This window comes from Pseudomonas siliginis (genome assembly GCF_024072275.1).
GTDB lineage: Bacteria > Pseudomonadota > Gammaproteobacteria > Pseudomonadales > Pseudomonadaceae > Aquipseudomonas > Aquipseudomonas siliginis.
This window is the reverse complement of sequence record NZ_CP099598.1, coordinates 2,167,137-2,179,820: the sequence shown is the minus strand read 5'-3', so window position 1 is coordinate 2,179,820 and position 12,684 is coordinate 2,167,137. Positions and strand designations below refer to the sequence as shown.

The following is a 12,684-nucleotide window of genomic DNA, read 5'->3' as shown; positions in this document are numbered from 1 at the left end:
GTGTCTTCAAGCGGTGCGCCAGTGAACGGCGCGCCGGGAAAAATTCCTATCGCTCGGCCATCAGTACGATCACATCGGTACTGAACGAGCCGTCGGCATCTATCTCAAAATACTCACGCACTTCGTTGCCCATCGACTGCTGCAACTGGCGGATCGCCGCGCGCATCACGTCAGGTGTGCGCATGCGCTCGACCCAGCTGCTGTACTCCAGACGCAGGCGCTGCCGGGTGGTACTGCGCACATGCAGACCAGCCTCGCTGACCTGGCGCAGCCACTCGGCGGCGGAGTAGTCGCGGACATGGCTGGTGTCGCGCAGCACTTCGACGCTTTGCAGGTAAGTGTCGAACAACGCACTGCCCGGTGACAACACGTCAACGAAAGCCGCCACCCCGCCCGGCTTCAGCACCCGGCGCACTTCGCGCAAGGCCAGACCGAGGTCGCTCCAGTGATGCGCCGAGTACCGGCTAAACACAAAATCGAACTCGCCATCAACGAACGGCAAGCGCTCGGCAGCGCCGTTGACGGTAATGATGTTGTTCAAGCCGCGATCAACGGCAGCGCCGGCAACCACATCAAGCATTTGCTGCGACAGGTCGTAAGCCACCACTTCCTTGACCAATGGAGCGACGTGGAAACTGACATGGCCTGCGCCGCAACCCAAGTCCAGCAAACGAGCCTCGCCCTGCCCGGCCAGCTCAGCCTGTAGCAATGCGAATTCGGTGCCTTGAGCGTGAACGGCGCTGCTCAGGTAGGCGGCGGCCTGTTCACCGAATTGCTTTTGTACGACCTGAGTGTGTTGGGCGGTGCTGGTCATGGGCACATCCTGGTATCTATGTTGTTTGCGCTGCCGTCTTCGCGAGCAGGCTCGCTCCCACAGGGGAATGCATTCCAAGGTGGGAGCGAGCCTGCTCGCGAAGGGGCCAGCCCCGACTACATCAATTTCGAATCACACGTCGCGAAACAACCACGGCTGGCTAACCCGATGTTTCGCCTCGAACGTCGCAATCGCATCGCCGTCCTGCAAGGTCAGGCCGATATCGTCCAGACCGTTGAGCAGGCAGTGCTTGCGGAACGCATCGATCTCGAAGCTGTACACCTTGCCATCCGGGCGGGTCACGGTCTGCGCCTGCAAGTCGATCTGCAATTGATAACCCGGCTCGGCTTCAACTTGCTTAAACAGTTCATCAACTTCTGCATCGCTGAGAATGATCGGCAGCAGGCCGTTCTTGAAACTGTTGTTGAAGAAGATGTCGGCGTAACTCGGCGCGATGATGCTGCGGAAACCGTACTCTTCCAGCGCCCACGGCGCGTGTTCACGGCTCGAGCCGCAGCCGAAGTTCTCGCGGGCGAGCAATACGCTGGCACCCTGATAACGCTCGGCGTTGAGGACGAAATCCTTGTTCAACGGGCGCTTGGAGTTGTCCTGATACGGCTGGCCGACATCCAGATAACGCCACTCGTCGAACAGGTTCGGACCGAAACCGGTGCGCTTGATCGACTTCAAGAACTGCTTGGGAATGATCTGATCGGTGTCGACGTTGGCACGATCCAGAGGCGCGACAAGACCAGTGTGCTGAGTAAATGCCTTCATCTTTACTGTGCTCCTTGGATCAATTCACGAACGTCGATGAAACGGCCGTTCACCGCTGCCGCCGCCGCCATGGCCGGGCTGACCAGGTGGGTACGGCCACCGGCGCCCTGACGGCCTTCGAAATTACGGTTGGAAGTCGAGGCGCAATGCTCGCCGGACTCCAAACGGTCCGGGTTCATCGCCAGGCACATGGAGCAACCCGGCTCGCGCCATTCGAAACCGGCCTCGAGGAAAATCTTGTCCAGCCCTTCGGCTTCAGCCTGCGCCTTGACCAGACCCGAGCCCGGCACGACGATCGCCTGCTTGATGGTCGAGGCCACCTTGCGGCCCTTGGCGATCACCGCAGCAGCGCGCAAGTCTTCGATGCGCGAGTTGGTGCAGGAACCGATGAATACGCGATCAAGCTGAATGTCGGTGATCGCCTGATTGGCGGTCAGACCCATGTATTTCAAGGCGCGAACGATCGAGTCACGCTTGACCAGATCCATTTCCTTGGCCGGGTCCGGCACGTTCTGATCCACGGCCAAAACCATCTCAGGCGAAGTGCCCCAGCTGACTTGCGGCTTGATCTGCGCGGCGTCCAACTCGACCACGGTGTCGAATTTGGCATCGGCGTCGGAGACCAGGTCTTTCCAGGCTTCGACGGCCATGTCCCACTGCTCGCCCTTCGGCGCGAATGGACGACCTTTGACGTAGTCGATGGTCTTCTGATCTGCCGCCACCAGGCCGACGCGGGCGCCGGCTTCGATGGACATGTTGCAGATGGTCATGCGGCCTTCGACGGACAGATCGCGGATCGCGCTGCCGGCAAACTCGATGGCATGGCCGTTACCGCCGGCGGTGCCGATCTTGCCGATCACCGCAAGGACGATGTCCTTGGCGGTCACGCCGAACGGCAATTGGCCTTCGACGCGCACCAGCATGTTTTTCATTTTTTTGGCGACCAGGCACTGGGTGGCGAGCACGTGCTCGACCTCAGATGTACCGATACCGTGGGCCAATGCCCCGAATGCGCCGTGGGTCGAAGTGTGCGAGTCACCGCAGACCACGGTCATGCCCGGCAAGGTCGCGCCCTGCTCCGGGCTGATCACGTGAACGATGCCCTGACGCACGTCGTTCATCTTGAATTCGACGATGCCGTATTCATCGCAGTTGTCGTCGAGGGTCTGCACCTGCAAACGCGAGACCTGGTCGGCAATGGCTTCGATCCCGCCCTTGCGCTCCGGAGTGGTCGGTACGTTGTGGTCCGGGGTCGCGATGTTGGCATCGATGCGCCAAGGCTTGCGCCCGGCCAGACGCAAGCCTTCGAAAGCTTGCGGCGAAGTCACTTCGTGGATGATGTGACGATCGATGTAGATCAGCGCCGAGCCATCGTCGCGCTGCTTGACCAAATGCGAATCCCAGAGCTTGTCGTAGAGCGTTTTGCCGGCCATCAGACGGTTCCTCATCAGCTTGTTTCTATGCCCTGGGCTTATCAATAACCCTTTGGCTTGTGAGGCCGATCCTATGGGGTTAGATTAAATAACTCAAATTCATATTTTTTATGCTTTGGATAACCAACTGGAATGCGACATGGATCTGGCTAACCTGAATGCTTTTATTGCCATCGCCGAGACCGGCAGCTTCTCCGGCGCCGGCGAACGCCTTCATCTGACACAACCGGCGATCAGCAAGCGCATCGCCGGGCTTGAGCAGCAATTGAAAGTGCGCCTGTTTGATCGACTAGGTCGCGAAGTCGGTCTGACCGAGGCGGGTCGCGCCCTGCTGCCAAGGGCCTATCAGATTCTCAATGTGCTCGACGACACCCGCCGCGCCCTGACCAACCTGACCGGCGAGGTCAGCGGCCGCCTGACCCTGGCCACCAGTCACCACATCGGCCTGCATCGCTTGCCGCCTCTATTAAGGGAGTTCACCCGCCGCTACCCACAGGTTGCGCTGGATATTCAGTTCCTTGATTCGGAAGTGGCCTACGAGGAAATTCTCCACGGCCGCGCAGAACTGGCGGTCATCACCCTCGCGCCAGAGCCGCATACCCTGGTCAAAGCTACGCCGGTATGGGACGACCCGCTGGATTTCGTCGTCGCCCCGGAACACTCACTGATCAACAACGGCGCCGTCAGTCTGGCGGACATCGCCGGCCATCCGGCGGTTTTCCCCGGCGGCAACACGTTTACCCACCACATCGTCCAGCGTTTGTTCGAAGCTCAGGGCCTGACGCCGAACATCGCCATGAGCACCAACTATCTGGAAACCATCAAGATGATGGTCTCCATCGGCCTGGCCTGGAGCGTGCTGCCGCGCACGATGCTCGACGAACAAGTGGCAAGCATCGCATTGCCGGGCATACAGCTCACTCGCCAGCTAGGCTATATCTTGCACACCGAACGGACGCTATCGAATGCAGCACGCGCCTTCATGGCCCTGCTGGATGCACAAATCGATCGGCCAGGGATCCCGGCCTGACTTGTGCTACTCCTATAGAGCCGCTCCTGTGCCTCACGCCACTCAGCTCAAGGCCCGCTGACAATGCCGAAATCTGTTGACCGAATTCCGCCGATGCCGCGAATCCAGGCTGTTGATCCGCGCCATTCCGAGCAGAGCTGGGAAAGCGCGCCGCAATTGCTCGCCGCGCTCAACGGCGCGCGGCTCGGTGCCTGGTATTGGGACATCGAGCGCGGCCAGATCAGCTGGTCGCGGGGCACTCAGGCATTGTTCGGTTTCGATCCACGGCAGCCATTACCCGCCGATTTGGAATACCTCGACCTGTTGCCGCCGGAAGACCGTGCGAAAACCGTGCGTGCTTTCCATGCGGTGATCGCCGGTGCCCCGTTGGAGCAGGCGATGCATCACCGCATTCGCTGGCCCGACGGCAGCCTGCACTGGCTGGAGATCAGCGGCAGCCTGCTGCCGGACAAGAACGGCCGGCCCCGAATGATCGGGGTGATTCGCGAAATCACCCACCAACGCCAGCGCGAGCAGGCCCTGAGCAGCTCGGAGAAACGTTTCGCGACACTTTTCCACCTGTGCCCGAACATGGTTCTGCTGACCCGTCAGGATGACGGTCTGATCAGCGAGGCCAACCAGTATTTCGAAAGCCTGTTCGGCTGGCCGGTGCAAAGCGCAATCGGCCGCACCACCCTGGAACTGGGCTTGTGGGTGCATCCCGAGCAACGCGCCGAACTGGTGAAGAAAACCAAAGCCAAGGGCGAGCTGATCAGCATGGAAGTGCAGTTTCGCGCTAGCAATGGCCAGGTGCACGACGGCATCCTCAGCGCGCAGAAGGTCGAGCTCGAAGGCCAGCCCTATCTGCTCAGCACCTTCCTCGACACCACCGAACGCAAAGCCGCCGAACTGGCCTTGAAGGACAGCCAGGAACGCCTCGACCTGGCGCTGGATTCGGCGCAACTCGGCACCTGGGACTGGCACATCCCCAGCGGCATGCTCTACGGCTCGGCGCGCGCTGCGCAATTGCACGGGCTGGAGCCGATTCCATTTCATGAATCATTCGAGGAGTTTTTCGAAGGCGTGCCGGGCGAGGAGCGCGACAGCATGCGCGACGCCTACCGCAGCCTGCGCGAAGGCCCCGCCGGCAATTATCAACTGACCTATCGGGTGCAATTGCCCGACGGCAGCTCGCGCTATCTGGAAAGCCGCGCGCGTCTCTATCGCGACGACAACGGCGCACCGCTGCGCATGGCCGGCACGTTGCTGGACATCACCGATCAGGTCGAGCGCGAGCAGCGGCTGGTAGCCTCGGAAGAGAAATTCGCCACGCTGTTTCAGGTCAGCCCCGATCCGATCTGCGTGACGCGCCAGGAAACCGGGGAATTCATCGAAATCAATTCGAGCTTCAGCCAGACCTTTGGCTGGAGCGCCGCCGATGTGATTGGCCACACCGCCGAAGAAATCGGCCTGTGGGACGCCTCGGCAAAGAGCCTGCAACGCATCGAACGAGTGATTCGCGAACAAGGCCTGAGCAACGTGGCCATTCTCGTCCAGCACAAGGACGGCCAGTCGCTGACCTGCGTGATTTCCAGCCGGCAGATCAGCGTCGGCGACCAGCCGTGCATCGTCACCACCCTGCGCGACATCACCCAGCAACAGCGCTCGGAAGCGGCTCTGAAGGCCAGCGAAGAAAAATTCGCCAAGGCGTTTCACTCAAGTCCAGACGCGATCACCATCACCGAGCGCGACACCGGGCGTTATCTGGAGGTCAACGACGGTTTCTGTCGCCTTACCGGCTACCGCGCCGACGAAGTGGTGGGCAAAACCGTTTATCAGGTGGGGATCTGGGCCGAAGAGAAACAGCGCTCGACCTTACTCGCCGAGTTGCAGATCAAGGGCCGCGTGCATCATCAGGAAATGCTCGGGCGCAACAAGCGCGGCGAGTTGCTCACGGTGGAAGTTTCGGTCGAGCCGATCACCCTCAATGAAACCGCCTGCCTGCTGCTGACCGCGCGCGACGTTAGCCTGTTGAAGAACGCCGAAGCGCAGATTCGTCACCTGGCCTATCACGACCCGCTGACCAACCTCCCCAACCGCGCCCTGCTGATGGATCGCCTGAGCCAGCAGATCGCCCTGCTCAAGCGCCACAATCTGCGTGGCGCCTTGCTGTTTCTCGACCTCGATCACTTCAAGCACATCAACGATTCCCTCGGTCACCCGGTCGGCGACACCGTGCTGAAAATCATCACCGCGCGGCTCGAAGCCAGTGTGCGCATGGAAGACACCGTGGCGCGCCTCGGTGGCGATGAGTTTGTGGTGTTGCTCAGCGGCCTCGAAGGATCGCGCAGTGAAGTCAGCGAGCAAGTGCGCGCGCTGGCTGACACCATTCGCGAACTGCTCTCGGAGCCGATGTTCCTCGATGGCCAGCGCCTGCAAGTGACGCCGAGCATTGGCGTCGCGCTGATCCCCGATCACGGCTCGACCCCGACCGACCTGCTCAAACGCGCCGACATCGCCCTGTACCGGGCCAAGGATTCCGGGCGCAACACCACGCAGATGTATCACAACACCATGCAGAAAGCGGCCAGCGAACGCCTGCGCATGGAGACCGACCTGCGCCTGGCGCTGTCGCGCGGCGAGTTCAACGTGCACTTTCAGCCACAGGTCGATGCCCGCGACAACCGCATCATTGGCGCCGAAGCCCTGGTGCGCTGGAATCATCCCGAACTCGGCGCGCAATCGCCCACCGAGTTCATCAAGGTACTGGAAGACAGCGGCCTGATTCTCGAAGTCGGCACGTGGATCCTCGATGAAGCCTGCAACGCCTTCAAACAACTGATCGCACTGAAACTGGTCGACCCGCTCAACTTCAGCCTGTGCGTGAACATCAGTCCCCGGCAGTTCCGCCAGAACGATTTCGTCGAACGCATCGAACACAGCATGACCAGCCACGGCCTGCCCTGCTCTCTGCTGAAACTGGAAATCACCGAAGGCATCGTCATTCAGAATCTGGAAGACACCATCAGCAAAATGCGTCGTCTGAAAAAGCTCGGCGTGAGCTTCGCCATGGACGATTTCGGCACCGGTTATTCGTCGCTGACTTATTTGAAGCGTCTGCCGGTAGACACCCTGAAGATCGACCAGTCGTTCATCCGCGATGCGACCACTGACTCCAATGTTGCCGAGATCATTCGCGCGATTGTCGCGATGGCGCGCAGCTTGGAATTGGAAGTGATTGCCGAAGGAGTGGAGACGCCAGCACAGCTGGCGTTTTTGCAGGGGCTGGAATGCCATTTGTATCAGGGCTATCTGCACAGCCGACCGGTGGGGTTGGAGGATCTGAAAAAACTGCTGCCCTGAATCGGCGGTCGCACAGACTGGCAACAGAGCAACAATTGCCACGGTTTGCGTCAGCCTGTAGGGTCGCGTTTTTTGCGCCGCTTCGAGATCAACCATGCAGGATGCATCCCTTCCCCGCCCGGCCCTGCTGGGCATCGACCTTGGCACCACCAACAGCCTGATCGCCGTCTGGCGTGAAGGCCGCGCCGAACTGATCCGCAACGCCCTCGGCGATGTGCTGACACCGTCGGTGGTCAGCCTTGATGAAGACGACACGATTCTGGTCGGCAAAGCCGCCCGCGCCCGCCTGACCACGCACCCGGAACGCACTGCCGCCGCGTTCAAGCGTTTCATGGGCAGCGACAGGCAAATCCAGCTCGGCTCTCGCCAGTTCAGCCCGGAAGAGTTGTCGGCGCTGGTACTTGGCTCACTCAAGCAGGACGCGGAGGCCTTTCTCGGCCAAGCGGTCACAGAAGCGGTCATTTCGGTACCGGCATATTTCAGTGACGAGCAGCGCAAGCGCACCTTGTTCGCCGCCGAACTGGCCGGGCTGTCCGTGACGCGCCTGATCAATGAACCGACCGCGGCCGCCATGGCGTACGGCCTGCACGAACAGAAGTTCGAACGCACGCTGATTTTCGATCTCGGCGGCGGCACATTCGACGTCACCGTGCTCGAATACGCATTGCCGCTGATTGAAGTGCATGCCTCCACTGGCGACAACTTTCTCGGCGGCGAAGACTTCACCGCCGCCCTGTTGCAGGCCTGCCTGAAACACTGGCAACTCGCCCCCTCAACGATCGATGCACAAGCCATGGCCAGCCTCGGTGATGCCCTCGAACAGGTGAAATGCAAACTCGGCGAAGGCGCACAGCAGTTGAGCTGGCGGTATGCCGAGCAGACATTCGAATGGGAACTGGATGAAGCCGCTGCAGTAAAAATATGGGAGCCGTTGCTGGCCCGCTTGCGCGCGCCAATCGAACAGGCTCTGCGCGATGCCCGACTGAAACCGCGCGACCTCGACAGCCTGGTGCTGGTCGGTGGCGCCACGCGCATGCCGGCGGTACAGCAAATGGTCGCCACGTTGTTTGGACGCCTGCCTTATCGGCATCTTGATCCAGACACTATCGTGGCGCTGGGGGCGGCGACGCAGGCGGCATGCAAGGCGCGGGATGGTGCGGTCGAGGAATTGATTCTGACGGATGTCTGTCCGTATACGCTGGGGATTTCGACTAATCGTGGCGAAGGCGTCAGTGGCGCGTTCTCGCCGATCATCGAGCGCAACACGGTGATTCCAACGTCACGGGTGCAGCGTTACTCGACGACGTTTGCGCAACAGACTGAAATCCGTATCGCGGTGTATCAAGGGGAACGCCCGTGGGTACGCGACAATATTTTCATCGATTCTTTCGACATCCAGTTCACCCCTAGTGAGCAACTGCAGAGTCTCGATGTGCGTTTCAGCTATGACATCAACGGCCTGCTGGAAGTAGACGTCACGCTTCTGGAAACCGGCGAACGTTACGGCCACAGCATCGACCGCAGCCCGACCGGACTGGATGAACAGGCGCGCAGAGACAGCCATGCCCGGCTCGCGACGCTCAAAGTCCACCCTCGCGACGCCCTGCCCAACCGCACCCTGCTCGCACGTCTGGAGCGAGCATGGATGCAAAGTCTGGGCGACGAGCGTGCGCGCATTGCCGAGTGGATGGATACCTTCAACACCGTGCTTGCCGGCCAGCAACCCAGCGCAATCGCCAGCCACCGCTCAGCGCTGAATGATGCGCTGGATCAGATGCGTCTTTAGCCGTTCAGTCGCCGCAGAGCGGCCTGCAATCCGCCGGACAACATATCTGCCCCACCGTCCGGCGGCACGCCGTAGCGATTGGGCAGTTTGTCTCCTGGAAAACCGAAGAGCACCAGCGGCAGGAATGGCAGAAACGGCGACAATCCAAGAAATATCAGCAGTGTCGGTATGCCCCGGCCCATATCGTGCAACCGCCGTAGCACTGCCGCGAACAACAGCAGTACGCCAAGCAAAAAGATGACCATCCCGCCAATCGTCGTGCCCGTTATCAGCCCGGCTATCGGTGTGACCACTACGCATCCCAGGACCTGAGCGATAAAAGCCTTGCGCCCCAGCCGTGATCCGAGGCGCCAAAAAGCTTTCGCTGGTACTGGCTGGACATCACTGTTGGCTAACAGCAACCGCTCCGACCACGACAGCAACGCGCAAAGTGCCAAGCGCAAACCGACGCTGTTCTGCACGTCATCCTTACCCTGCTGCAGTTGCCGCAATACTCGCGTTTTCGGCACACCGGCAGCGCCGTAGCGAATCAAGCTTTTGAGCGCATCCAGCGCCTCATAGGCCAATAGTTTGTCGACACCGAAATCCGTCAACACCTTGCGCGGTGGCCACACCGGTTCGCCCTTGATCAGACCGTCGCGAAAGCCTTCGAACCAGTCATCCTCGCAACTGACCGCTTCAATCGACTGCAACAACGCCCGGTGCTGCTCGGCGCTCAGGCTTGGATCGTGGTAGAGCACGCCCCAGAACATCAACAAGCCCAGCAGGTCATCACCGCACGCCGCACGGTCACTTTCGACGCAGGTGTAAAGCAGGGCATTGGCGGGCAGCCTGGCGCTGTCGAGGGCCTGCTCGACACTGAACAACTGTTGCACCAGCAAACCGTGTACGGGATCGTCACCCTGCAGCCAGCCGAGCAAACCGGCGCCATCGCCCTGCTCACGCAGCAAGCGCCGCAACAGTGGCTGCAGGCGACTCAAAGGATGCGCAGGATTGAACGGCAAACGCTCCAGACACTGCGCATCAATCAATTGCAACCAGCGCTCGGGTTGTTCCAGCAATGCCAGCAAAAACACGGTTTGAGCGTGCCAATCCCAGATCGCCGTTCCCAACCCGATCGGCGGCAAACCTGTCGCGCGCCGATTCAACTGGAGCATGAGATCAAGCTCCGAGAGGTCATTGCCGTCTTTGACCGCACTCAGCTCGAACGCGTCGGCAATGCGTGCAAGCGCCGTGTCGCTATAGGGCCGCAAGCGCTGCAACCACAGACGACAAACCTTGTGCAGCGTACCTTCGGACAACGCGAGCGGCAATTGCGGTGAAAGTGTTTGCGAGTCAGTGAAAGCGCTCATGGCCTGCGCAACAGGCGCCTTGGCCAGCCAATGCAGATGTTGCCTGGCCTGATACTTCAGGCCGCTCAAAACCAGGCATTCCAGCGCATCCACCGGCAGCGGTTCGTCGACAATCTGCTGCAACAAGGCCGAATCACCACGATGCAGCGCCCAGGCGTGCCGGTACAGACGCAGCAAACGGCTGTCGTGGTTTTCGCCGATCAACTGCGCGAGCAATGGCAGCTCGTCGCCCGCCATGCGCCAATCAACAAAGCTTTGCGCCAGTGCATCAAGCTTGAGCCGTCCGACACCCAACCAACGCGTCAAGGTCTCGGGCCGCTGTGACGGACTGCCATACACCTGGCACTCAGCACCCAGCTCGTCCGGCCAAACGGCGCAGTCCTCCAGACGATCGAACGCCTGAATCAGCAACGGCAGAAAGGTCGGCTGACGCTTGGCACACAGCTCCAGCAAGCGACTCTCTGCCGCGGGATGGCGATGTTCGCTCCAGAGCCGAATCCAGCATGGAAACGCTTGATCGTCGTGCCCCAACAGACTGTACTGACACGCCAGCAGGTACAGCCAGTCGACGTTATCCGGCGCGGCATCGTGCTGTTCGGCACAGCACTGCAGGAACGTCGGCGCGCCCATCCCCGCTTGGGTGAACTGCACCAGCAACCGCTTGAGGTACGCGGCATCGTTGGGCAACGGCAAGCACGTGTGCCGACTGGCGAACTCGGCGAACTCGTGAAGCGGACGCTGAGTAAAGATGAAATCGAGGCTAAGGGCATACCACAGCGACTCGGTCTGTGCCGGCTCTGACCAGGCGCTCATCAGATCCGTGTCGAACGGGTCGGGCGCCTTGATGCGCTGCAAAAAGCCTTCTACCGCTTGCGCATCGTCGAATGCCAAATCCAACAGTTGCTGGTCCCAGGCCATGCGTTGCGCCAACAGATTCGCACAACGGTAGGACAACGGACCGGCGCCGGACAGTCGGTGGTACAAGCCCCAGTTGAGGTCATCGAAAACCTCCAGTGACAAGTCATCCAGCGTCCGGACGAATGCCTGCCACGCCGCGTGATTGAAGCGTCGCGCGGGATCATCCAGCAGCGCACAGAAATCCAAGAAAGCTTGAGGCGCCCGAACGACATTGGCTTGTGCAGCGTCAATCTCGTCTTCAGCCTCTTCCTGCTGCTCTTCACGGGCCAGACGCAGGGCACTCTCGTAGGCCATGCGCAGCGCCTGAAAACCTTCCGGGTCGGTTTCCGGATGGTGCGCCGGCAAACGGGCGCGATAGGCGCTGCGAATCAGGGTTTCGTCAGTAGTCGGTTCAATGCCCAGTCGAATCCAGCAACTCATGACCAGTCGAACTCCCCAAGCGATGCCGGACGAGACGGCGGATCAATATCCATGTGCCAAGGCAGATCGGCGAGAAAGTGTGGAATGTTTTGCGCAAGGCCTCGGGCAATCCTGGTGTTGAAAGCGCTGGTGCCCTCACGACTCATCTCGACCGCCAGTTCATCATCGCTTTTGCTCATGCAGCACCAAAAAGTTCGTCCCACCAGAAAGCCGTTGAAATAAGCCATCCAGCTGCCGTAATGAAACTGCGCCCTCAACGCCAGACGACTGTGCAACCAGTTGCTCTCGGCCAGATCGATCCATTGATTACGCACGGCGCAGCGCAACAGAAAGCCCATCCGGCCGTAATCCCAGGACAGAATGCCGCCGGGACCACAGCTGCCGAAGGTACGGCTGGCAAATTCATGCAGGACGCGCTCGCGCGGGCTCAGATCATTGAGCAACGACTGCCATTCACTCGGCAGGCATCGCTGCCACGCCAGATAGGCCCCGCTGAGGTGCTTGGCATGGCCGTCGTCGGTCATCCATCCGAGCATGTCGAACAACTGTCGGCGATCATCGATACCCCAACTTTCCTTGAGGTTGATGTAACGATCGTTGCAGAACGCCGGGTCGTCATACCCGGCGCCGGTGTTGAGCGCGGCCATTGGTGCGGACAACGCGCACAGCCAGCGCTGTTGAATCTCGTCCATGAAAAAAGGCTCCAGGCCGACCGCTGGGAAATGGGGGTCGGCAAAACTGCGCAGATTGTAAAGAGCCCCGACAACACCGGCAAACCCTGCATCGCTTTGATTGCGCGCACAAAAAAGGCC

Annotated in this window: 8 protein-coding genes; 3 read left to right on the top strand and 5 right to left on the bottom strand. The window is 60.5% G+C overall.

Annotated features, from left to right (window positions below):
- Positions 1 to 46: 46 nt before the first annotated feature.
- From NF676_RS10155 to leuC, 3 genes are all read right to left on the bottom strand, one after another.
- Positions 47 to 814, bottom strand: a complete 768-nt coding sequence (locus tag NF676_RS10155; protein ID WP_056784380.1) for a class I SAM-dependent methyltransferase — start codon at positions 812 to 814, stop codon at positions 47 to 49.
- A 132-nt stretch (positions 815 to 946) separates the two neighbouring features.
- Positions 947 to 1,591 (bottom strand): 3-isopropylmalate dehydratase small subunit, encoded by a 645-nt coding sequence (gene leuD / locus NF676_RS10150; protein ID WP_056784378.1) that lies wholly within the window; start codon positions 1,589 to 1,591, stop codon positions 947 to 949.
- A gap of 2 nt (positions 1,592 to 1,593) precedes the next feature.
- Complete coding sequence (gene leuC / locus NF676_RS10145) at positions 1,594 to 3,024, bottom strand: 3-isopropylmalate dehydratase large subunit (RefSeq protein WP_041478531.1); 1,431 nt, start codon at positions 3,022 to 3,024, stop codon at positions 1,594 to 1,596.
- 139 nt (positions 3,025 to 3,163) lie between these two features.
- Here leuC and NF676_RS10140 point away from each other — a divergent pair, with 139 nt between their 5' ends.
- The 3 genes from NF676_RS10140 (at position 3,164) to NF676_RS10130 (ending at position 9,182) form a co-directional block, all read left to right on the top strand.
- A complete protein-coding gene (locus NF676_RS10140) occupies positions 3,164 to 4,054 on the top strand; it encodes a LysR family transcriptional regulator (protein WP_024012384.1) in 891 nt (296 codons plus the stop codon).
- 63 nt (positions 4,055 to 4,117) lie between these two features.
- Complete coding sequence (locus tag NF676_RS10135; RefSeq protein ID WP_071171649.1) at positions 4,118 to 7,396, top strand: PAS domain S-box protein; 3,279 nt, start codon at positions 4,118 to 4,120, stop codon at positions 7,394 to 7,396.
- Between the two features lie 94 nt (positions 7,397 to 7,490).
- Complete coding sequence (locus tag NF676_RS10130; RefSeq protein WP_252887647.1) at positions 7,491 to 9,182, top strand: molecular chaperone HscC; 1,692 nt, start codon at positions 7,491 to 7,493, stop codon at positions 9,180 to 9,182.
- Here the strand turns inward: NF676_RS10130 and NF676_RS10125 are convergent.
- Entirely contained in the window at positions 9,179 to 11,872 is a 2,694-nt protein-coding gene (locus NF676_RS10125; protein WP_095179490.1) for a DUF805 domain-containing protein, read from the bottom strand. The two genes, NF676_RS10130 and NF676_RS10125, sit on opposite strands and share 4 nt — an antisense overlap.
- Positions 11,869 to 12,564, bottom strand: coding sequence for a DUF1266 domain-containing protein (locus NF676_RS10120; RefSeq protein WP_095179489.1), 696 nt, complete (start codon positions 12,562 to 12,564; stop codon positions 11,869 to 11,871). Before NF676_RS10120 ends, NF676_RS10125 begins: the two co-directional genes overlap by 4 nt.
- Positions 12,565 to 12,684 lie beyond the last annotated feature (120 nt).